This window comes from Psychrosphaera sp. B3R10 (genome assembly GCF_018861025.1).
GTDB classification, from domain to species: Bacteria; Pseudomonadota; Gammaproteobacteria; order Enterobacterales; family Alteromonadaceae; genus Psychrosphaera; species Psychrosphaera algicola.
In genome coordinates, this window is sequence record NZ_JAHKQH010000007.1 from 211,258 (window position 1) to 233,229 (window position 21,972).

The 21,972-nt window shown below is 41.8% G+C and carries 21 protein-coding genes; all 21 read right to left on the bottom strand.

Going from position 1 to position 21,972, the window contains the following annotated elements; all coding sequences use genetic code 11:
* Nucleotides 1-768 (bottom strand): ParA family protein, encoded by a 768-nt coding sequence (locus KO525_RS02315; protein WP_215962167.1) that lies wholly within the window; start codon nt 766-768, stop codon nt 1-3.
* 209 nt (nt 769-977) lie between these two features.
* Nucleotides 978-2,153 (bottom strand): chemotaxis response regulator protein-glutamate methylesterase, encoded by a 1,176-nt coding sequence (locus KO525_RS02320; protein WP_215962168.1) that lies wholly within the window; start codon nt 2,151-2,153, stop codon nt 978-980.
* A gap of 9 nt (nt 2,154-2,162) precedes the next feature.
* The gene (locus KO525_RS02325; protein ID WP_215962169.1) at nt 2,163-4,298 is read right to left on the bottom strand and encodes a chemotaxis protein CheA; all 2,136 of its coding nucleotides are present in this window, start codon (nt 4,296-4,298) and stop codon (nt 2,163-2,165) included.
* Nucleotides 4,299-4,315: 17 nt separating this feature from the next.
* Nucleotides 4,316-5,059 carry a protein phosphatase CheZ gene (locus tag KO525_RS02330; RefSeq protein ID WP_215962170.1) on the bottom strand — a complete coding sequence of 248 codons (744 nt, stop codon included), beginning with the start codon at nt 5,057-5,059 and terminating at the stop codon, nt 4,316-4,318.
* Nucleotides 5,060-5,077: 18 nt separating this feature from the next.
* Entirely contained in the window at nt 5,078-5,461 is a 384-nt protein-coding gene (cheY, locus tag KO525_RS02335) for a chemotaxis response regulator CheY (protein ID WP_215962171.1), read from the bottom strand.
* A 127-nt stretch (nt 5,462-5,588) separates the two neighbouring features.
* Nucleotides 5,589-6,311, bottom strand: a complete 723-nt coding sequence (locus KO525_RS02340; RefSeq protein ID WP_215962172.1) for an RNA polymerase sigma factor FliA — start codon at nt 6,309-6,311, stop codon at nt 5,589-5,591.
* An 11-nt stretch (nt 6,312-6,322) separates the two neighbouring features.
* Nucleotides 6,323-7,177 (bottom strand): MinD/ParA family protein, encoded by an 855-nt coding sequence (locus KO525_RS02345; RefSeq protein ID WP_215962173.1) that lies wholly within the window; start codon nt 7,175-7,177, stop codon nt 6,323-6,325.
* Nucleotides 7,170-8,759 carry a flagellar biosynthesis protein FlhF gene (flhF, locus tag KO525_RS02350; protein WP_215962174.1) on the bottom strand — a complete coding sequence of 530 codons (1,590 nt, stop codon included), beginning with the start codon at nt 8,757-8,759 and terminating at the stop codon, nt 7,170-7,172. Before flhF ends, KO525_RS02345 begins: the two co-directional genes overlap by 8 nt.
* 27 nt (nt 8,760-8,786) lie before the next feature.
* Nucleotides 8,787-10,889 (bottom strand): flagellar biosynthesis protein FlhA, encoded by a 2,103-nt coding sequence (gene flhA / locus KO525_RS02355; protein WP_215962175.1) that lies wholly within the window; start codon nt 10,887-10,889, stop codon nt 8,787-8,789.
* 127 nt (nt 10,890-11,016) lie between these two features.
* Complete coding sequence (gene flhB, locus KO525_RS02360) at nt 11,017-12,147, bottom strand: flagellar biosynthesis protein FlhB (protein WP_215962176.1); 1,131 nt, start codon at nt 12,145-12,147, stop codon at nt 11,017-11,019.
* Nucleotides 12,148-12,161: 14 nt separating this feature from the next.
* Nucleotides 12,162-12,935, bottom strand: coding sequence for a flagellar biosynthetic protein FliR (gene fliR / locus KO525_RS02365; RefSeq protein WP_215962177.1), 774 nt, complete (start codon nt 12,933-12,935; stop codon nt 12,162-12,164).
* A 6-nt stretch (nt 12,936-12,941) separates the two neighbouring features.
* Nucleotides 12,942-13,211 (bottom strand): flagellar biosynthesis protein FliQ, encoded by a 270-nt coding sequence (fliQ, locus tag KO525_RS02370; protein ID WP_215962178.1) that lies wholly within the window; start codon nt 13,209-13,211, stop codon nt 12,942-12,944.
* Nucleotides 13,212-13,219: 8 nt separating this feature from the next.
* Nucleotides 13,220-13,972: a flagellar type III secretion system pore protein FliP gene (fliP, locus tag KO525_RS02375; RefSeq protein ID WP_215962179.1), complete on the bottom strand. Its 753-nt coding sequence runs from the start codon at nt 13,970-13,972 to the stop codon at nt 13,220-13,222.
* A 4-nt stretch (nt 13,973-13,976) separates the two neighbouring features.
* The gene (fliO, locus tag KO525_RS02380) at nt 13,977-14,477 is read right to left on the bottom strand and encodes a flagellar biosynthetic protein FliO (RefSeq protein WP_215962180.1); all 501 of its coding nucleotides are present in this window, start codon (nt 14,475-14,477) and stop codon (nt 13,977-13,979) included.
* On the bottom strand, nt 14,437-14,835 hold the full coding sequence (gene fliN, locus KO525_RS02385) for a flagellar motor switch protein FliN (RefSeq protein ID WP_215962181.1): 399 nt from the start codon (nt 14,833-14,835) through the stop codon (nt 14,437-14,439). Before fliN ends, fliO begins: the two co-directional genes overlap by 41 nt.
* A gap of 30 nt (nt 14,836-14,865) precedes the next feature.
* Entirely contained in the window at nt 14,866-15,936 is a 1,071-nt protein-coding gene (gene fliM / locus KO525_RS02390; protein ID WP_215962182.1) for a flagellar motor switch protein FliM, read from the bottom strand.
* Between the two features lie 27 nt (nt 15,937-15,963).
* On the bottom strand, nt 15,964-16,500 hold the full coding sequence (gene fliL / locus KO525_RS02395; RefSeq protein WP_215962183.1) for a flagellar basal body-associated protein FliL: 537 nt from the start codon (nt 16,498-16,500) through the stop codon (nt 15,964-15,966).
* Nucleotides 16,501-16,675: 175 nt separating this feature from the next.
* The gene (locus tag KO525_RS02400; protein WP_215962184.1) at nt 16,676-18,769 is read right to left on the bottom strand and encodes a flagellar hook-length control protein FliK; all 2,094 of its coding nucleotides are present in this window, start codon (nt 18,767-18,769) and stop codon (nt 16,676-16,678) included.
* Nucleotides 18,770-19,011: 242 nt separating this feature from the next.
* The gene (fliJ, locus tag KO525_RS02405; RefSeq protein WP_215962185.1) at nt 19,012-19,461 is read right to left on the bottom strand and encodes a flagellar export protein FliJ; all 450 of its coding nucleotides are present in this window, start codon (nt 19,459-19,461) and stop codon (nt 19,012-19,014) included.
* A gap of 14 nt (nt 19,462-19,475) precedes the next feature.
* Entirely contained in the window at nt 19,476-20,804 is a 1,329-nt protein-coding gene (gene fliI, locus KO525_RS02410; RefSeq protein ID WP_215962186.1) for a flagellar protein export ATPase FliI, read from the bottom strand.
* Nucleotides 20,804-21,931 (bottom strand): flagellar assembly protein FliH, encoded by a 1,128-nt coding sequence (locus KO525_RS02415; protein ID WP_215962187.1) that lies wholly within the window; start codon nt 21,929-21,931, stop codon nt 20,804-20,806. The genes fliI and KO525_RS02415 overlap by 1 nt, the downstream gene beginning before the upstream one ends.
* Nucleotides 21,932-21,972 lie beyond the last annotated feature (41 nt).

A 21,972-nucleotide genomic window follows, 5' to 3' on the forward strand; every position in this document is an offset into this window, starting at 1 on the left:
TTAATTATTCTCTAATGATTTTAATAATTCGTTATAGGCGTATACGCCTCTTGCACCTTTAGCATAAATAGGCAATGGCAGTTTTTCCATCGACGCATTTCTAAATTTTGTATCAATTGGGATAACCCCTTCCCAAACCTGATCACCATAAGTACTTTGCAACTCTCGATACGCTACGATCGACGCTCTTGTCCGTTTATCGTACATAGTCGGAATGATGCAAACATCGTATTTTTTCGCCTGAGAGGTCTTTATCAATTGCATTGTACGATGCATGCGTTCCAAGCCCTTTAAAGCCATACATTCGGTCTGTACTGGGATCAATACTTTGTCACTTGCGGCAAGCGCATTGACCATCAAAACACCTAATACCGGCGGACAATCTATTAAAACGTAATCGTAATCAGATGCAAATTTGTTTAAGGTTTTTTTAATAATTAAGCCCATACCAGACTTTTTACTCAAAATACCATCTAATGTGGCCATTGCCATCGTAGCGGGAAGAATACTTAAATTTGGTACTGGAGATTGCCAAACACACTTTTGCCAATGTTCCTGATCCATAGAGTCTGAGTGCAAAAATACATCATAAACGCTATGCGTTAATTCTTCTGAATCAATGCCAAAATAATAAGAAAGTGACGCATGGGGATCGGTGTCTAACATAAGGACTTTTTTACCTTTCAGCGCCAATATTGCGCCTAAGGTTATAACAGAAGTCGTTTTACCTACTCCACCTTTCTGATTTGCAACAGTCCAAACCTTCACATATTCACCTAGTTATTATTATTTAGTGGTTACTGTTTAGTTTATCTAAAACGTTTAACACGCCATCAAATTCGATTAAAAATCGTTCGCGCAATTAGAAGTTATTAATAGTATCAGCTATCTAATGAGATTAGTGCTTTTATTTTAACGAGCTGCGGTTTAAGTGCTTTACCTCTGAATCTAAGTTCAGGGAACACATAAACTGCAATTTAACGTAAATTAAATTCTTTAAGAATGGAAGGGCCAATTTGCTCTAGTGAAATCGACTGTTCTGAAACACCAGCACTTGTTACCGCTTGTGGCATACCATAAACCACACAAGATAATTCGTCCTGCGCCCAAATCTTAGCGCCACGTTGTTTCAACATTCGACTGCCTTCGCGGCCATCCGCTCCCATGCCAGTCAAAATAATTGCCAATACATCACCACCATAAACTTTCGCAGCACTGCCAAATGACAAATCAACACTTGGTTTATAAGTTACACGAGCTGCCTCATCATCCATAATTTTAATCGTCCCGTAACCAGGTCGACCTTCAATCAACATTTGCTTCCCGCCTGGTGCTAAATATGCCACACCTGGTCTTAATGGCTCGCCATTAACTGCTTCTTTTACCGAAATATTGCATAACGTATTTAAACGAGAGGCAAATGCTGGGGTAAAAGCTGCTGGCATGTGTTGAACAAGAATAATCGGGACGTTAAAGTTTGCAGGTAATGTTGTAAGTACTTTTTGCAACGCAACGGGTCCGCCTGTTGACGTACCAATCGCTAATAATTTATATGACTTTCCAGACGAGTTTCGAATCGCCGACGTTGCCTGCCGTTGAGGTGCCGCTTGACTCGTTTCAGTTGTTCTTCGAGTTGATGAACTTTGCAGGCTGCTACCCAGTCGCGAAGACATTGTTGAAGTAGAGGTCGCTGGTTTAACTATTGCTCGTTCTGACACTTCAGAACGAATTGGACGACGTCGAGCTAATATACTGGATTTTGCGCCTAATGCTTTAACTCGCTCCTGCAGTAAAGCGGTTCCTTCTTTTTTATCTTTGGCTATGTCTTCAAATTTTTTCGGAAGAAAATCAAGGGCACCAGCTTCAAGTGCATCTAACGTTGCAGTGGCCCCATCGTGTGTTAAAGATGAAAACATAATAATAGGCGTAGGTGTCACTGCCATTATTTTTTTGACGGCTGTAATGCCATCCATGACAGGCATTTCGATATCCATCGTGATCACATCTGGACGTAACTTTGCGGTTTGTTCAATTGCCGCTTGCCCATCAGCTGCATCCCCAATAACTTGTAAGTCAGGGTGCGAGTTCAAGATTTCTGTTACTCTACGTCGAAAAAACGCAGAGTCATCTACAACCAATACCTTTATTGTCATTTTTAAATACTACTTAAACCTTAAGTTAGACCGTTTAGCATAATGTTTTAACAAGTTCGGTACATCAAATATAAGCGCGATACCACCATCCGATGTAATCGTCGCCCCTGCCATTCCCGGAGTTCCTTGCAACATAGCGTCCAATGGTTTAATGACAACTTCTTCTTGTCCGATTAATGAGTCCACAACAAAACCAACTTGTTGTACACCAACTTGAATAACAACTACATGGCCTTTACCAACAACTCGGTCAGCTGGGTTATTGCCTTTGATCAACCAGTCTTCTAAATAAAATAGTGGGATCGCTTTTTCTCTAACGATAACAGTCTGCTGGCCGTCAACTATATTTGTCTTTGTTAAATCCAGATGAATAATTTCATTTACCGTTGATAGCGGCAATGCAAATATCAACTCACCAACAACAACCATTAAGGTTGGAAGAATTGCTAGTGTCAGTGGTACTTTAATTTCTAGTGTAGTGCCAACGCCTAATTCAGACTGGATATCGACAGAGCCGTTAAGCTGAGTGATTTTGGTTTTAACCACATCCATACCAACGCCACGACCAGAGATGTCTGATATTTCTTCTTTCGTTGAGAAGCCAGGAGCAAATATTAAATTATATGCTTCAGTGTCTGACAATCGAGCTGCAGCATCCGCATCGAGAACGCCTTTATTTACGGCTATATCTTTAAGCTTTTCAGGGTCCATTCCTTTACCGTCATCTTCGATGACTAACAAGATATGATCGCCTTCCTGTGACGCCGATAAACGAACTGTACCGACTCGGCTCTTACCAGCGTTTTCACGTTCGTCCGGCATTTCAATGCCGTGGTCTACGGAATTTCTAACTAAATGCACTAGCGGATCGGCTAGAGCTTCTACTAAATTTTTATCTAAATCGGTTTCTTCACCGAGTAATTCCAATACAATTTCTTTATTTAAACTTCGAGCCAAATCTCGAACAACCCGAGGGAATCGACCAAATACCTTTTTAATCGGTTGCATACGCGTTTTCATTACCGCGCCTTGCAGGTCTCCAGTTACAACATCTAAATTAGATATTGCTTTGGTCATCGCTTCATCAGATCCTAAATTAACCCCTAAGCTCACCAACCGGTTACGGACTAAGACAAGTTCACCAACCATATTCATAATTTCGTCAAGGCGTTTAGTGTCAACACGAACAGTTGTTTCAGCTGCCGGTGGTGGTGGTGCCTTTTTCTCACCAGGTTTAGGTGACTTAGCCGACGCAGCTTTAGCAGGAGCGGGTTTAGCCGCTACAGGCGGTTTTGGTGCCGGTGCTGGCGTCGCTTTTGGCGCTGGCGGTTCAGGTGGTTTTGGTGCCTGAGCTTTTGGTTTACTTACTGTTGGTGACGCGCCTTTGCCATGTAATTCGTCTAACAAAGATTCAAATTCGTCATCACTTATCTCATCACTTTCATTTGAAAACGAGACAGGTTGTGCTGGAGCCGTTGGTGCAGCATTACCAGCCGAAGATTTTGATGTTTCAAACGACCCTTTCCCATGTAATTCATCTAATAATGCTTCAAATTCATCGTCTGAAAAGTCATCACCACTACTAGCAATTGCTGACGACGTGGGAGAAGTAGGTGCTGGCGTCGCTGTCGCGGCCGGCTTACCATGGAGTTCGTCTAATAATGCTTCAAATTCGTCTTCTGATATTTCATCTATATCGCCGCCAGTCAAATTAACTTCTGGTTCGACATCTGCAACCGTTTCAACTACTTCGGCCTCCGGATGACTATAACGATGTAGACGTTCTAACAGTTGTGGATCAGCAGGAGCTGGGTCTTCACCAGCTTGAACTTGAGCAAACATTTCGTTGACGGTGTCGAGCGCTTGGAGAATAACATCCATCAATTCAGGTGTTACGCTCCGTTTGCCAGTCCTCAGAATGTCGAAAACATTTTCTGCACCATGGCACGCGTCCACCAAATGCGTTAACGCTAAAAAGCCAGCGCCACCTTTGACGGTATGAAATCCACGGAAAATGGAATTCAAGAGACCAGCGTTTTCTGGGTCATTTTCCAGTTCAACTAGCTCTTCTGATAGTAATTCTAAGATTTCTGCAGCTTCTATTAAGAAATCTTGTAATATCTCTTGATCCACTTCCAACGCCATTCGGCAGCTCCCCTAACTTAAAAGCCTAAACTAGATAATAGGTCGTCAACTTCATCTTGATTCGAAACAGCGTCTTCACGTGTTTCAGCATCGATGATTGGACCTTCTACACCATTGTTATCGACAGCAGCCTTAACTTCATTAATAGATTCTCTACTAGGTTCACCAAATACTGTCAGTAAGTGAATTAAACTATCTTCAACTTCTTTGACTAACTCGATAACACGTTTGATTACCTGACCAGTTAAATCCTGAAAGTCTTGAGCCATCATGATTTCAGTCATATAAAGATGAATTTGGGCTGCGTCTTTTTCTGCAGTCTCCATAAACTCATTCACTGAAAAACATAAGGTTTTAAATTCGCCCAACTCAAGTTGGCGCTGCATTAATTTATCCCACTCAGGTTTTAAACTGGAAATATCGCTATTAATTTTGTCAGCTAACGGCAAGCTAGCGTCAACGGCGTCCATTGTTTTATTGGCAGCCTGTTCCGTCAAACTCATGACGTAACTTAATCGTTCTTTTGCATCAGGGATATCATCTGTCGCCAAATTTGCAATTTTCGGATCTAATTGAAAACTAGAAAGCGAATCATGTAATTGACGTGTGAGTTTTCCAACTTCTGCAAATAATTCTTTTTGCTCAGGTGCAGCAATGCCCATTAAAATGGTGTTTGCTGTTGTATTGTCACCCGACTCTAGCGCAGCTACTAAGGCTTTAGCCTCTTCAAGGCTAATCTGCGGAGCAGTCTCTAAAGACATAGTGTACTCCTAGTTAGATTATTCTAAGCGCTCGAATATTTTTTCTAATTTGCCCTTCAACGTCGCTGCAGTAAATGGCTTAACAATGTAGCCATTAACACCCGCTTGAGCGGCGGCAACAATTTGTTCTTTTTTAGCTTCTGCAGTTACCATCATGACAGGCATATGTTTTAGGCTTTCGTCTTTACGAATCTCACGTAATAAATCAATCCCTTGCATACCTGGCATGTTCCAGTCCGTAACAACAAAATCAAAGTCACCATTTTGCAACATTGGTAATGCAGTACTTCCGTCATCTGCCTCTGAAACATTGGTAAAGCCCAAATCTCTCAATAGGTTCTTGATGATTCTTCTCATTGTTGAGAAGTCGTCAACAACCAGAATTTTCATATTCTTATCCAAAGCGTCCTCCAGTGAGGTTTTGTTAGTTCCCAATCCAGTTTCACTTATAGTAGTTCGTACCGGCTTGAAAATACATGATTAACGTAAATAAATATTATTAATAAAAATTAGGAAGTTACAAGTTTTATTATAACCATTCCTTTAATCGAGCTCGAAGCCGCACCATAGCTTGGCTATGGATCTGGCTAACTCTCGATTCACTCACGTTCAAAACGTTACCAATTTCACGTAAGTTTAGCTCATCATCATAATATAGCGAAAGAATTAGTCCCTCTCGCTCGGGCAATGACTTAATTGCCTTTATCATTGATGATTTAAAATTGTTTCCTTCGACACCGTCATAGACATCGTCCGAACCGTCAGTATGTTTTGTCACCACATCTTCCGCTACACCTAAGCTGTCCAAATCGAGGACACGGCCTGCGCTCGTCTCTTTTAACATTTGGTGGTATTGGGCAAGTGATATATCCAATGCAGCAGCGACTTCTACATCTTTAACGTCGCGTCCAAGTTCAGCTTCTAACGCTGATATTTTATTGGCAACTAATCGGGTATTACGGTGTACCGAGCGGGGAGTCCAGTCGCCACGTCGAATTTCATCCAACATGGAGCCTCGAATTCTTATGCCAGCATAGGTTTCAAAACTCGCCCCTTTTGACCCATCAAAATTCTTTGATGCTTCAATAAGACCAATCATACCTGCTTGGATGAGATCATCAACTTGGACACTGTCGGGCAATCGCGCAGCCAAATGGTGGGCAATTCGTTTCACTAACACCCCATGTTTGTTTACAAGGCTAGTGAGCGATTGTTCTTTAGCCTCGTAGGCTGCGGCAACTTTGTTGTTCAAACGAGCGCCTCTTAATTTACTAACTGCTCTAGAAAAAATTCTAAATTACCAGTCGCGTTTGTCGGCGTCGGCCAGTTATTTATTTTGGCAGCTAAAGTTTTAAATGCGACAGACGATGGCGATCTTGGGAAAGCGTCCACAATTGCCCGCTGGCGTCGAACCGCTTTTCTTAAATTGTCGTCAAATGGAATTATCGCAGTTAACTCGAGTGTGACGTCTAAAAATCGGTCCGTCACTAAAGATAATTTTTTATATAGGTCCTGGCCTTCTTTCATCGAACGAACCATGTTCGCCACGACTTTAAATCGATTGACACCATGGTCACGATTAAGAATTTTGATCAGTGCATAGGCGTCAGTAATTGACGTTGGCTCATCACAGACAACAACTAATAATTCTTGGGATGCGCGTGAAAAGGACAATACCATGTCTGAAATGCCTGCCGCAGTATCAACAATAAAAATATCCACTGGCGTTCGCATTTCACTGAAAGCTCGGATAAGTCCGGCATGCTGGGTAGGAGAAAGGTCGACCATATCTACAGTACCTGAAGTTGCCGGTACTATTTTAATGCCGTACGGCCCTTCAACTAAAATATCGTCAAGTTCAGCTTCACCGGAGATGACATGTGATAAGTTTTTTTCGACACGTAAACCTAGCATAACATCACAGTTAGCTAAGCCTAGGTCAGCGTCTAGCACTAACACTTTTTGCCCGATTTGAGCTAGGGCTATAGCGGTATTTAGCGAAACACTTGTTTTGCCAACGCCACCCTTTCCGCCTGTAACAGCGATTACTTTGGTTTTATTTGCTAAAGACATATTTCTTAAGCCACTAGCCTGGTCAGATGAACTTGCTTTAATCATACATGCCTACTGCTTTTGGCACTACCTTATTATTTTCGTTAGTTACTTTTTGCTTTAATTCAAACAATTGATTAGCTTTTTGCACAATTTTTCCTGAATTTGCAACTCTAATGTCCTCTGGGACGCGTTGACCGTTGGTTAAATAACCAATTGGCAACCTATTGTGAATTGCAACACTCATTAACTCTCCCAAACTTAAAGATTCGTCTATTTTTGTAAATATACAACCCGAAAGTGGAATTGTTTTAAAATGTTGTACGCTTTCTTGCAGTACACTCATTTGTGAAGTGGCTGATAAAACTAAATAATTTTTAATGTTAACACGTGATCGCGTTAACAAATAATTTAATCTTTCTGTCAATTTAATGTCACGTTGACTCATGCCAGCTGTATCAATCAAAACTAACTTTTTGTTTCTTAGCTGATAAATGGCTTCAGACAACTCTTCAACATCTTTTGCTTGTTTAAGCGGGCACCCTAATATTTTGGCATAAGTTGCCAATTGTTCAAGTGCGCCGATACGAAAGCTATCAGTCGTAATTAAGCCAACTTTGTCGGCACCATACATTTGTGCATAACGAGCCGCTAACTTAGCTATTGTCGTAGTTTTACCAACGCCAGTTGGACCGACCAATGCATAGACTCCACCACGTTTGATAATTTCGTTATCTGTTGTATCAAGTTGTTCAGTTAACAACGCTAACATTTTAGGCCAAACATCAGAGTGTTTAGTGTCTTCGCCAATAAAATGCGTTAAATGCTCAGCGACTTTAACTGATAAACCCATTTCTTTTAATTTGCTAGTTAACATCGCTTTTACAGGTTGACGACGATTGACGTCTTGCCACATTAAATTTGAGACTTGATGTTCTAATAATTGCTTAATTGAGTTCATCTCGGCCTTTAATGTCGCCAACTCACTAATAGAAGCAGAAACTGGAGCCGAGTGTGGATCAGACAAATCATCACCATCTAACTGTGCTTGGTGCGCTTCATTTGTATTTGAGTCATAACCAATATCATTATTTAGCGAGTTAAAATCAACCTGAGAAGGTGCTGACTCTTCGGCAACTTTATCTCGGGCTTTAGATAACCATTGTTCAAATTCTGATTCTGCTTGTTGTGATAGTGCCTGGGTCATAGTCCCGACTGGATTTTCATTTTCTTGTAAAGCTTGAACAGGCTGTGACTGACGAGGAGCAACAGTCGCTTGAGCAGGCTTACTAAAGTTGCTTTGACGCTTTAATAATTCGTCTAACGAGCTGGCCACATTAGTTGCAGGCTGACTTTGCGTTTGTGCACCTTCTGGCTTATTCATCAGTGCTTGAATTGATCCACTAGCACCGGCCATTTGTTGGTTGTTCACTCGTTGATTTGATACCGATTGCTGCGTTTCGGCTTCACTTACCGGTTGTGTAGAAGGTTTAGTTGTTAATTCTGCATCAGAATCTACCGCTGCAACAAGCTCTATACCTGTTGCCGTCTTTTTGTTTGACATGATGACTGCGTCTACACCTAACTCTTCTTTTACTTGAGCTAGTGCTGTTCTCATATCTTTTGCATAATAACGTTTTATTTTCATTCTAAATCTCCGTCAAAGTTCTGACAACTAACCAACCGAACTGACAATTTTAATTTGTTTCTCTTCTGGTATTTCTTGATACGACAGAATTACCAAACCAGGGACACTGTGTTTTAGGAAACGAGACAACACACTGCGTAACATGCCTGACGTAAGAAGAATCGAAGGTTCACCCTGTAATTCTTGATTCTTATGTGCTTCTGCAAGTGACGTTTGCATACGTTCAGCAAGTCCTGGTTCAATACCAGCGCCTTCGTTTCCAGTCGACTGCATAGACTGTTGCAACATCTGTTCCAGCTCTGGCGCTAAAGTTATGACGGGTATTTCTGCCACCGAACCAGCGGTGTCTTGGACGATGAATCTACGAAGTGCGATACGACACGCAGCCGTTAACACATCGGGGTCTTGGCTTTTTGGAGCATACTCAACAAGGGTTTGTAAAATAGAACGAATATCTCGAATTGGCACACTTTCATTTAATAAATTTTGCAGAACTTTTGTAAGTACCGACAAACTCATCATTTCTGGCACTACACCATCGACTAGTTTTGGATAATTTTTACCAATCATTTCAAGAAGATTTTGCGTTTCTTCATGACCAAGAAGCTGCGCTGCGTTATTAGTTAACAATTGGCTTATATGCGTTGCAACCACAGTAGCTGGGTCAACAACCGTATAACCTAATGACTGTGCTTTATCTCGATTTTTAGCTTCTATCCAAACGGCCTCTAAACCGAATGCAGGGTCTATTGTTTCGATACCATCGACCTTGCCAAACACTTGACCTGGGTTAATTGCTAACTCGCGATCATGTCGAATTTCAGCTTCACCTATTGTTACCCCCATCAGGGTAATACGATATACATTTGGATCTAAATCTAAATTGTCACGGATGTGAACCGCTGGCACTAAGAAGCCAAGCTCTTGGCTAAGTTTACGGCGCACACCTTTTATACGTGACAGCAATTCACCGCCTTGGGTTTTATCAACAAGAGGGATCAAACGGTAACCAACTTCTAAACCTATGGTATCGACATGGGCAACATCGTCCCAACTTACGTCTTTGTTCTCAGCCGCTTCAACAGGATCACGAGCCGGCGCTTTAACAGCTTCTTTTTTCGCTTCTAATACCGCTTCCGCCGCCCGTTTATTAGTGATATAAGCTGCGCCAAGTAAAATCGCACCAAATCCTAAAAACGTTAAGTGTGGCATACCTGGCACTAACCCCATCGCTACCAATAAACCACCAGCAACGTATAAAACTTTTTCGCCGCCAAGCTGCGATGTAACCTGAGAGCCCATCGCTTCTTCAGTGTTTTGTCGAGTAACAACAATCGCCGTGCCAATTGATAATAACAGTCCTGGAATCTGTGCAACCAGACCATCACCGATGGTTAGAATAGTATAAATCTCTACTGCTTCACCAAACAACAAGTCGTGTTGGATCATGCCGATAAACAAACCACCAATGATGTTTATAAATAAGATAATAATCCCAGCGATAGCATCACCTTTAACAAACTTAGACGCACCATCCATTGACCCGTAGAAGTCAGCTTCTTTGCCAATTTCTTCACGGCGTGCTTTTGCTTGTTCTGGTGAAATAAAACCGGCATTTAAGTCGGCGTCGATAGCCATCTGTTTACCAGGCATTGCATCAAGTGTGAATCGAGCGGTTACTTCAGAGATACGACCTGCACCTTTTGTAACAACCGCAAAATTAATGATAACGAGAATTGCGAAGACCACTAAACCGACGGCATAGTTACCACCAATAACAACGGAACCAAACGCCTCGATGACTTGTCCAGCGGCGTCTCCCCCTTTGTGTCCTTCAAGTAAAACGATACGGGTACTTGCAACATTCAGTGCAAGTCGCAGTACGGTCGCGATCAAAATAACGGTAGGGAAAACGCCAAAATCCAACGGTTTTAGGGTGTAAACCGTTACGAGTAAGATGACTAATGCAAGGGCTATGTTGAAAGAAAACAAGATATCCAGCATAAGCGATGGCAGCGGTAAAATAACCATTGCAAGCGCGGCAAGAATAAACAAGGGAGCACCTAAGCCACTAATATACTTGTTGTTTTCTTTAGAAAAAACCTGATTAAATTTTGCTACCAGTTCCATAAGATGACCGAATAAACCTTCTGATACTCTGTAAAGAGCAAGGATTAGGCCAAAGTAACTGACAATATTCTGACAAAGGATTTACCTCTGAACATTAAATTTGAAAAACGTGATCCCAAAAATAGAATTAGTGCCGCATTTCAGGCGGGATCTGCAGGTTTTTAGCCAACGGCTTGGGTTTTTGCCCCTTACCTTTCTGATGTTGATCTAATTGATAAACGTAGGCAAGAACTTGTGCGACAGCGACAAATAGCTGCTCAGGAACTTGTTGATTGATGTCTGTTGTATAGTAAATTGATCGAGTCAGCAATGGTGTTTCGACAATAGGTACGTTACGTTCTTTAGCTATGGTTCGTATGTGCATGGCTATAATGTCCGCACCTTTGGCAACCACGTAAGGGGCACTGGATTTTTCAACGTCGTATTTAATAGCAACTGAATAGTGCGTAGGATTTGTAACAACCACATCCGCATTAGGGACTTCAGCCATCATCTTACGTTGGGATATTTCACGCTGAGCTTGCCTAATACGGCCCTTAATTTCAGGGTTACCTTCGGTATTTTTATACTCGTCTTTTACTTCCTGTTTACTCATTTTTAACTGCTTAGTGTGATTGTAGACTTGATACGGTACATCAACTAAAGCAATAATAATGGTGGAGCAACATAGGCCTAAGAATATCCACGCCAACATTTCTGTCGCGTCAAAGGTATTATTTGGTAGGTCTTGAATGCTTAGGTATAAAATATCAAAAAGATAGACTTTGATAAGTAAAACGGCGACCGTAGCAACAACAAGTACCTTTAACACCGACTTAACCAACTCGACGACTGCCTGCAAGCCAAACATCCGCTTCAATCCTTTTAAAGGGGACATCTTATTTAATTTAGGGGCCATCGCCTCCCAACTAAAATTAACTCCCCCTAGCAAACTGTTGGCAATAAATGCGGCCAACAAAATAATTGCAAAGATGCCGGCTAATGGCGCGCTAATGTTTTCGATAACGGCGCCAAATACAGAAAATACTTTTTTCGGGTCAAATGCGTCGTCGCGCTCTAACTGAAATTGAGATTGCATCACTTCCATCAAGGAAATACCCAACTTATCACCCAACATGATTAGCGCTACGGCACTGGCAATTAGAACACCTGTTGTGCCTAATTCCTTCGAACGGGCAATTTGACCTTTTTTTCGAGCGTCTTCTAAACGCTTGGCTGTGGGGTCTTCTGTTTTTTCATTGTCGCTATCGTCTGCCATTGAAGTACCCTAAGTTAACAACCGATCAGTGTGCACATCATTTCTAATGAGCGTTGCCAGTTTTTTTCAAAGTGAAAGACAAAGTTCTCCATCGTGATCCACATGACGATCAATCCAGACATCATAGTAAATGGAAAACCAATAGCAAAAATATTCAACTGAGGTGCTGCTCGGGTCATAATTCCAAAGCTTAAGTTGATAATTAGCATACCGACAATCGGAGCTAAAGCTAATACTAACGAGGCAGCAAACATCCAACCACCAAAATCGACTAACTCTCTGAAACCACCAGTGGCGTACCAAACTTCAGTGATCGGCATCAAATGAAAACTTTGCACGACCATTTGCAACATCACAATGTGACCATCGATAGCCCAAAACATTAACGTCGCTAGGATCAGATAAAATTGACCTACCGCCGGTACGTTCATACCATTTGTCGGGTCAACCATCGAGGCAAAACCTAAACCAGCCTGCATTGCAATAGCTTGGCCTGCAATAACAAATACTTGCAAAAATACCGTGGATACAAAACCAATTGCGGTACCAATTAAAATTTGTTGCCCGACTCTGATCACCATCTCAAATGAAAATAAATTATTAAATGGTGTTGGTGGCAAGACAGGCATAACCATAATAGTAAATGCCACAGCGTAGGCGGTCTTAATGGGTGTGGGGATACCTTTGCCGCCCATACCAGCCATTACCATTAACATCGCTGATATGCGGGTTAAAGGAAGCAGAAGGTCTGCTTGGTATTGCAACAGGGTGTTGAGTAGGATTTCCATAACGGATCAGCCTATTACTGATGGTATTCGATTTATTAGCTCAAACGTAAAGTCCATTATCTTACCAATGATCCAGTGGCCTGAATACATAAGTGCCAATAAAGTCACTATTAATCGAGGCAAGAAACTTAGGGTTTGTTCATTGATAGACGTGGCCGCTTGGAAAATAGCAACCATTAAACCAACTAATAAACTTGGTACAACAATGGACGCGACCAGTAAAATGATCAACCAAAGTGCTTCACGCAGAATATCAACAAAAACCTCAGGAGACATACGTTATCCTATGTTCCTAGACCAAAACTTTTAGCCAATGTTCCCATTACTAACGTCCAACCATCTACAAGCACAAACATCATTAGCTTAAATGGCAGTGATACAATCATCGGTGATAACATCATCATACCCATTGCCATCAAGACCGAAGCAACCACTAAGTCTATGATCAAAAATGGTATGAAAAACATAAAACCGATTTGAAAAGCTGTTTTTAATTCAGAGGTGACAAACGCAGGAATAATAACCGTCATAGGTAACTCTTCTGGCGCATTGAGTTGAGTATAGCCGGCGATTTCAGCAAAAGACTGCAGATCAGAAATTCGGGTTTGGCCTAACATAAACTCTCTCATGGGCAGTTTCGCTTTTTCGAAAGCCTGCAATGACGTAAGTTCTTCGCTTAAATAAGGCTCCACCGCTGTTTGATTAATTTCGTCAAATACAGGGGCCATAATAAATAAACTTAAAAATAGCGCCATACCAATAAGCAATTGACTGTTTGGTGTTTGTTGTAACCCCATGGCCTGTCGCAATATAGCTAATACCACGATGATTCGAGTGAAAGAGGTCATCAACATGACAATTGCTGGAATAAAACTCAGCGCTGTCATCATCGCCAATACTTGCAATGTTACGCTGTATTCTTTTGAACCATCGGGGTTATCAACAACAGTGACAGCTGATATACCGCCGTTTTCGGCTAACGCCTCTGGTGCCAAAAATAGCAATATGGCAATGGTAATTGAAACTAAAATGCGCATTAACTCATCCGTTCTTCTGCGTAGAATTTGCGTCTGTTTGCGGTGGTGTATACCCAAACAATTTATTGATTTTATTAACCAACGTCGAGTTGGCCATAGGCAATGTTTTTGATTCTATGGGATTTTCAAGAGAAAACAAATGATTTACATTTTGCGGTGTCACGCCAATGGCATGTTGTTGCCCTTGAACTTCAATAATAATGATCCGTTCTCGGCCACCTAGTGACATACTTGAAACAAGCTTAAAGTGCCCTGTATTGTTTGGGGTCAAGTTAAGTTTTTTCGCGACAAACGCAACAACAATTATAATAAAAACCACTAATAACAAAGCCAGCAACATAGGCATAAGCGCGTCGCTGGCTGGTGTATTTGCCGGTGTTTTCGATGCAAAGTTTTGTTGTTTTACAACCTCTTCAGCAAACGCCGTTTGGCTGATGACAGCAACAAAACTAAAGCATAACCGTTTAACGTAACTTTTTAATACGTTCAATTTGACTGATAACATCTGTAAGTCGAATACCAAATTTGTCGTTAACAACGACCACTTCGCCGTGAGCAATCAACGTGCCATTAACTAATACGTCAAGTGGTTCACCCGCAACACGGTCAAGTTCAACAACGGAGCCTTGATTTAGTTGCAATAAGTTACGAATACTAATTTTACTGCGGCCAACTTCCATTGAAATATTAACCGGAATATCTAAAATTGTTTCTAGCTTACGCGTCTCATCTTCATTTAAGTTGCTTCGTGCTTCTGTTAGTTCGTCGAGTTCAGCGGTTTGAATACCGTCATCGCCACCACCATCTTCAGCTTCGGCTAGGGCTGCTGCCCACTCGTCCATAGTATCTTGATCATCACTCATAATCATTTACCTTAAAAAATTTATAACGACTTATAATTCCAAATCGTCTTCTAATGCTAATAATTCGGAATCGTCGTCTAGTCGACGACCACCTTTGGTCAATACGTTCATTTCTGACTTAGCAGATTCTGGACGTTTTATCTTCTCTGAAATCTGGATCGCGACATTGTCACGACATTGTCCTAATTTAGCTCGGTACGTTGGCAGACCTTCGACAAATACCGTAATGTATTCTGGCATTTCAATTGGAATAATATCGCCGTCTTTTAGATTCATAACTTGATGTAATGGTAAGTCCATTTCTAACATCTGAGTATGTAAATCAACATACACATCCATTATTTCGTCTCGAAGTGCCTTACTCCAACGATAGTCCGTATCTTCTCTATCACTTTGAACACCAGCATCTAACAGCTCACGAATGGGTTCTAACATTGAGTATGGTAGCGCTACGTGGAAGTCTCCACCGCCGCCGTCAAGCTCAATATGGAATGAACTAATTACGATAACTTCAGTTGGTGAAACAATATTTGCCATCGCTGGATTCACTTCAGAATCAAGATATTCGAAACTTACGTCCATGACCGGCGACCAAGCTTCTTTGTAATCTTCGAAAATGAGTTTCAGCAACATCTGAATAATTCGACGTTCTGTTGGAGTAAATTCGCGGCCTTCTATTTTTGCATGGTAACGACCGTCACCTCCAAAAAAGTTATCCACTAAGATAAATACCAGACGTGCTTCCATGGTGATTAAGCCAGTACCTTTTAACGGTCTGAATCGAACCATGTTTAAGCTAGTTGGTACAAACAAGGTGTGAATATATTCACCAAACTTAATCATTTGTACGCCGTTTATTGACACTTCAGCAGTACGTCTCATCATGTTAAACAGACTGATCCGCATATGACGCGCAAAACGCTCATTCACCAACTCAAGAGTTGGCATACGGCCACGCACGATCCGATCCTGCGAGGAGAAGTCATAGTCTAGGGTACCGGCTTCACCGCCGCCACCGCCTTCCTCTATTTCTTCTTCTTCGACATCATCGACTCCGTGGAGCAACGCATCAATTTCATCTTGTGACAGAAGATCAGTCATATTAGTTCTCTTATTATTACCTGCCGGTTATTGCATTACAAAACCAGTAAACAATACTTCCTCTACAATTTTCGAGCCAGTTATATCAATTACTGCTTTTTGCACGTCTTTGGCTGCTTTTAACTTCAATGCATCTTTACCTGCAGTGGTGGCCAAGTCATCGGCTGTAGCAGTGCTGAAAGCCTTTAACAACGTGCCTTCAATCAAAGGTATATGTTTCTGCGCTAACTCTTGATTGTTGTCGCCGCGCACCATTAATTGTACACGAATTTGAACGAGTCTATCGCGAGTTGTACCAGGTACGTTAAACGTAAATGGTCGCGGCATCGTCACATATTTGGCGTTGCCCATTTCAGCTGGTTGAGAAGGTTCGGCGTCAGCAACACTTTCTTCCGTTGTCTGTTCGCCTTCGGCAACAGGTGCTTCGTCATCACCAGATAACAAAAAGAATGCTGCGCCAGCGCCAATTAAAACAACAGCTACAACAATAATGATTAACATCATTTTATTGCCACCTTTGCCCTGTTCTTCCTCTAACGTTAAATCACTTTCTTCTTCAGCCATTATTATGTATCCCAAATTACACGGTATGGTAGCCATGTTATTGCGCACAGTCAGTTAACGCAACGATTTAAGTCTTTAATCTGCAATTCGCTTATCTGTTGAACAAAAAGCACAATAATTAATGTGTTTACGCCAATATTTTTAAACCGCTTTACTTTTTAACCGTCCAAAATTGCTATGCATAATAATCAACTTTATAAGGTGACGGAATATCAACGACCACTTCAGTTGCATCACCTAAATGTTCGTCGGTGCTGTCCTCGCCTTTTGTACCAGCATGATGCGTTTCAGCTCCAGCCTCTGTTCCACCTTGACCACTTTGCTCATGTTGAACGTCGGAATCAGCCAATTCCATGCCCTGTTGCTCTAACATCTCTTTTAACTTAGGCATCGCGTTTTCTAATGCATCTTTGGCCTGTTGACTCGACACCATAAAACTGACAGCAGCTTGATCACCATTTAACTGCATTTTAATTCGAATTGACCCTAACTCAGGCGGGTCTAGACGAATATCAATAGACTTCATGTTTCGCGCCATCATCATGCCGACTTGTTGCTGCACATTGGCTGCTAATTCTTGTTTATTAAAGAGAACATTTTCTTTAATGATAACGTCATGCTTAATTTGAGTTTGTATATCGAGCTTAGCCGCCATCATTGTTTTTTCTAGCTGAACGGCCCCTAACTCAACGCGGGCTGTACTGTCTGCCAATAGGCTACCGGCTTCGGTGCTACCTAATGCTGTACCAGCATTCAAGACCGTTGCCACTGGGCTAGTGATGTCTCGAGAAGCGAGTTTTTCTTCCCCTGCTAGTTTAGCTAACAGTTCATCGTGGATTTGTGATTCAGATGTTAATTTTGATCCATCAACGCTTTGGCTAACATTGTTGTTCTTACCAGCTGCATTTTCATCCATATTGTTTTTATTAATAACATTTGCCAAGGCCGCCGCTGTTGTGTTGCTATTCGTTACACTAACAGGCTTTGATGTTTCACCTGCTGCAACATTATTTTTGTTAAGCTCAGCCTCAATTGCCGAGGTAACTGCATTTAACGCCTGCCCTTGAACCTTAACCTGTTGCTCGTTTTCACTTGCCGTGGTAGAAGCGTCTGCTCCTACAGATTGTCCGGCTGTTACCTGCAATTCATTTGAAGTCGACTTAATGTCATTGGTATCAATTTCTGCTTCACTCAGTTGTAGCGTTTTCAGTTGTTCATTTAGACCTGCGGCATCTTGAACTGCAGCATCGATTTTCGTTTGATCAGCTTCGATAGTTGCATCCGACTCAGCCGTAACTAGGGCGTTTTCGCTTGTCTCGGCACTTTTGAATGATGCGATGAGCTTAGCAAATTCGTCGAGTTCATTTTGTCCCGCTGTGGTTAATTCATTATCGGCATCAGCGGCATCTACTTTTGAAATTGCTTTTTCATCACTGGATTTATTGGCATTTTGATTTGCTAGTTGCATTATACCGTCGAGCCAGCTTGCTTTGTCATTTGTGGATATCTCTTTAAGTGACTGCTCTAGCTTCTGCGCATCAGCTTTTAGATCCTTTACTACGCTTATTTGCGGTTCGAGTTTAGTATTTAAACCGGCCGAATTCTCACCTGCCGCACTAACTGTTGCGACGCTCTTAGCAAGTTCATTTGCGCTTTTGGTCAGCTCAGCAGTGGTTTTTGCTTTACTCAATTCTTGTTGTACGGCTATCTCACTACTTCCATTCGTCACTTGCTGGAACAAAACTTTTGCTTGCTCTGCGGTAAGATGAGTCGTACTTATTTTTACTGACTGTTGCTCGTCTGTGCTAGTTGAAAAAGCCTCTATTTCTGAAGCAACCGATTGATAATTTTTTTCTGTTTCTAATTTTTGACTTTGTAAATACGCCTCTTGTTCTGAGTCGGATAACGGTTGCTCAATACTTTTTTCAGCTTTATCGCCCTTGTTTGTGTCAAAAGGTTGGGCTGTTGTCGATTTATCACTACGGCTGATCTGTGCATGTTCTGCACTTTGAGATGTTTCAACGCGTTTATTTTCATTTTTACTTTGCAAATTTTGGTCTTGTTGACGTTGCAGCCTGATGTCATTTTCTTTTGCTAATGCTTTTGAACGCAAATCGTCAGTTTGAGACTGACGTTGCTTGTTTTCATCTAACATACGTTCAAATTTAGAATCCGCAGCCTGCACTTGTTTTTCTGTGCGATCCGCAATTGCCCACAGCGCTTTGTCGTCTATAGTTTTCGATTGCGTGAGTTGTAGGTTATTTTGCAAAATTTATACTCCACTACGACAACGAATATATGTTGTCTTGATTACTTGCTGCATTAAATTACGGTTCCGTTGTTTTTGCTTTTGGCTGAAACGAGTGAGAACCGAAATTGTGCCAACTCTCAAATGATTACGATAAGGCGACTTTTAAGGCGCGAAACATTGAGATATAAACCTTTCTATAACCTGTTTATTCAATATCCGTTCCAATTCGATTTTTAATCGTCGTTTTGAACTAAATAGGGTTAAACATGTTGTTGTCGAACAAACTTTTGAAGTGCAAACTCGTCATTATCTGCCTGTTCTAATTTGTCCATAACCAGTTGCTTTTTCGCTCTTTTATTGGCTAAAACCGTTTCAACGGCCTGGGTTTTTGACCTTTGTTCTAACCAAATAGCGCGACGTTGTTGAACAACTTGTTTGGCAACATCCACAGCATGGCACTGGGCAACAATGCCTTCGTCTAGTTGAACAATAAAACGCTGAAAGTGCATATAGTTGCCACCCTGTAATCCGGCATTGCCTCTTTGTTGCAACTGACGTAAATAGTCCAATTTGTAACCCTCAACTTCTTTCAGTTTTTGAATGTTTAATTGGTAAAACGACTGGGCAGAATTGAGATCTGTGGCATAGCCTTGTTCTTTATCTTTTTCAATTTTGAAGAGGGTTTCTAGTTGTCTAAAATCATCGGCCATAACAAGTCCCCGCGTTATTTAATCTGCTGAACAAGCGCTTGTAACTGCATTAAGGCTTGGTCGTAAGGGACAACGTCATCCATTCGCTGTTGCAAATAGGCGTCAATTACAGGTTTTAATTGGATCGCTTTATCAACAATAGGGTTACTTCCCGCCGCATACGCGCCTATTGAAATAAGATCTTTATTTTGTTCATAAGCTGAAAGTAATTTTTTAAACATAAGCGCCATGTGTAAATGTTCAGGACTGGTCACCTGAGGCATAACACGACTAATTGAACGGCCAACATCAATGGCCGGATAATGCCCTGAGTCAGCTAAATCTCGTGATAATACGATATGTCCATCTAATATAGCGCGACTTGCGTCGGCTATTGGATCTTGTAAATCATCCCCTTCTGACAAAACGGTATAAAATGCAGTAATCGACCCTTGGCCTTCGCCACCATTACCAGCTCGTTCAACTAATGCTGGCAGTTTGGCGAAAACCGAGGCGGGGTAACCTTTGGTTGCCGGAGGTTCGCCTATCGCTAAAGCAATTTCACGTTGCGCTTGAGCATAACGGGTTATGGAATCGATGAGCAATAATACGTTTAGCCCTTTGTCACGAAAATATTCAGCAATTTGAGTGGCCGTTTCACACCCTTTAAGACGACGAATAGGTGACATGTCTGCAGGTGCTGCGACAACCACAGCGCGTTTGCGCCCTTCATCTCCCAATATTTCGTCGATGAACTCTTTTACTTCTCGTCCACGCTCACCAATTAAGCCAACAACGATGACATCGGCTGTTGTGCCTTTGGTCATCATACCGAGTAAAACGGACTTACCGACACCAGAACCGGCAAACAACCCCATTCTTTGTCCCTGGCCAACAGTAATGACCCCATTTATGGCTTTAACTCCCACATCAATCGCTGTTTTAACAGGGCGTCTTGATAATGGGTTGATTGGTTTTGTGCTTTGATTGGCATCTGAGTCGGTATCAATTGCGCCAAGATCATCCAGCGGTTGACCGCTTGGGTCAATTACTCGACCTAATAAACTTAGGGATAACGGTAGCTTGTTAGAGGCGTGTGAAACTGTAACTCGACCACCGGGCAATACGCCTTGAACTTTATCGAGCGGCATTAAATAAATTTTATCATTCTCAAATCCAACAACTTCCGCGTCGACATCACCATTTGCGGTTTGCACACGGCACTGCCCACCTAAAGGCGCAGAACATCCGACGGCTTCAAGCGTTAACCCTGCCACTTTGGTCAAACGACCAGAAACTTCAGGTTTGGCATCAACCACTTGATTTTTATACTTGGCGATTCGCTCTAATAATTCGGTTGTCACTAGTTTGACTCCGTATCGTTATCAACGTCATCCACCGCATTTACGTCGGTATTTTCGGAATTTGAAGGCTCAATTGCGCCTGTTTGATTGTTTGTTTGTTGTTTATTCTGTTTCTGCTTTTTATTATTTTTATTCTTGTTTTTTTTCTGCTTCGATGATCCAGGCTGCTCATCAACTGCATTAGCGTCTGACGTTTCTTCAACTTGATTTTGGTCACTTGCAGCTTCAGAACCAGCGTCTGCATTTTGGTCTGTCGACTCTGACATATTTATCCCAGGGGCTAAATCACCCGCTAATGGGATCGGTGAATTTGCATGCTCTTTTTCAAGAGCAGCAGCTTGAACAAAGTCACCAATGGTTTGTTTCATTCTTTGCTTTACGGTGCGGTCGATAAGCGAATTTGGGGTGCCGACGACTAAGTCACCTTGGGTATAAGCTGGTTCTTCTTTTAAGATCCACTTACGTTCAATTAACGTATCTTCGTCATAGATGCTTTTTATAGTTTCGATGTCACTTGGATGAAGGTGCAGTTCAGCAAATTCGGTGTTAAATGGTAAAGACGCGACGGACTCATGCAGAATGTTGAGCAAAACATCTTGATTCATCTTAGTTTCAGTGCGAATAACCCCTTCTGCGAGTGCTACCGCGAGTTCTAAAAGTTGTAACTCAACGGCTTTATCTACCCGTTTAATGGGCTCATACAATTGGTCAATTAGTTGCTGCCATTGCGTCGCTAATTCTTCTATTTTTTGCTGACCTTCAGCTAGACCTTGCATATTGCCTTCTTCGATACCAATAACCATACCTTCTTCATGGCCTTTGGTTTTACCTTCTTCAAATCCAGCTTCAAAACCGTCTTTTTTACCCTGCTCTATTCCTTCATCATATGCATCTTGGCGAATTTTTTCGATTTCTTCGGCCGTAAGCTGTGGCAATTCCTCAACGATTTCTTCTTCTTGTTTTTTAAGGCGAGAATACATTTCGTTGATAGGAACGCCCATAAAATTAGTCTTGCCTTTCAATTCCTCACGTTTAATCGCGGTAACGTCAGGTGCAACCCAATCTTTAAGAAGTTCCAACATGTCATCACTAGGCGTGACGGGATTGTTAGATAATTTATCAGACATTTAATACCTCAATAATGCTGTACGTGCGTTGTATGGGATGA

Bases quoted from the DNA above. Each gene is read 5' to 3' on its own strand.
- KO525_RS02320 (WP_215962168.1), bottom strand. From the start codon at position 2,153: ATGACAATAAAGGTATTGGTTGTAGATGACTCTGCGTTTTTTCGACGT.
- KO525_RS02325 (WP_215962169.1), bottom strand. From the start codon at position 4,298: ATGGCGTTGGAAGTGGATCAAGAGATATTACAAGATTTCTTAATAGAA.
- KO525_RS02330 (WP_215962170.1), bottom strand. From the start codon at position 5,059: ATGTCTTTAGAGACTGCTCCGCAGATTAGCCTTGAAGAGGCTAAAGCC.
- KO525_RS02345 (WP_215962173.1), bottom strand. From the start codon at position 7,177: ATGATTAAAGCAAGTTCATCTGACCAGGCTAGTGGCTTAAGAAATATG.
- flhF (WP_215962174.1), bottom strand. From the start codon at position 8,759: ATGAAAATAAAACGTTATTATGCAAAAGATATGAGAACAGCACTAGCT.
- flhA (WP_215962175.1), bottom strand. From the start codon at position 10,889: ATGGAACTGGTAGCAAAATTTAATCAGGTTTTTTCTAAAGAAAACAAC.
- flhB (WP_215962176.1), bottom strand. From the start codon at position 12,147: ATGGCAGACGATAGCGACAATGAAAAAACAGAAGACCCCACAGCCAAG.
- fliR (WP_215962177.1), bottom strand. From the start codon at position 12,935: ATGGAAATCCTACTCAACACCCTGTTGCAATACCAAGCAGACCTTCTG.
- fliQ (WP_215962178.1), bottom strand. From the start codon at position 13,211: ATGTCTCCTGAGGTTTTTGTTGATATTCTGCGTGAAGCACTTTGGTTG.
- fliP (WP_215962179.1), bottom strand. From the start codon at position 13,972: ATGCGCATTTTAGTTTCAATTACCATTGCCATATTGCTATTTTTGGCA.
- fliO (WP_215962180.1), bottom strand. From the start codon at position 14,477: ATGTTATCAGTCAAATTGAACGTATTAAAAAGTTACGTTAAACGGTTA.
- fliN (WP_215962181.1), bottom strand. From the start codon at position 14,835: ATGAGTGATGATCAAGATACTATGGACGAGTGGGCAGCAGCCCTAGCC.
- fliM (WP_215962182.1), bottom strand. From the start codon at position 15,936: ATGACTGATCTTCTGTCACAAGATGAAATTGATGCGTTGCTCCACGGA.
- fliL (WP_215962183.1), bottom strand. From the start codon at position 16,500: ATGGCTGAAGAAGAAAGTGATTTAACGTTAGAGGAAGAACAGGGCAAA.
- fliJ (WP_215962185.1), bottom strand. From the start codon at position 19,461: ATGGCCGATGATTTTAGACAACTAGAAACCCTCTTCAAAATTGAAAAA.
- KO525_RS02415 (WP_215962187.1), bottom strand. From the start codon at position 21,931: ATGTCTGATAAATTATCTAACAATCCCGTCACGCCTAGTGATGACATG.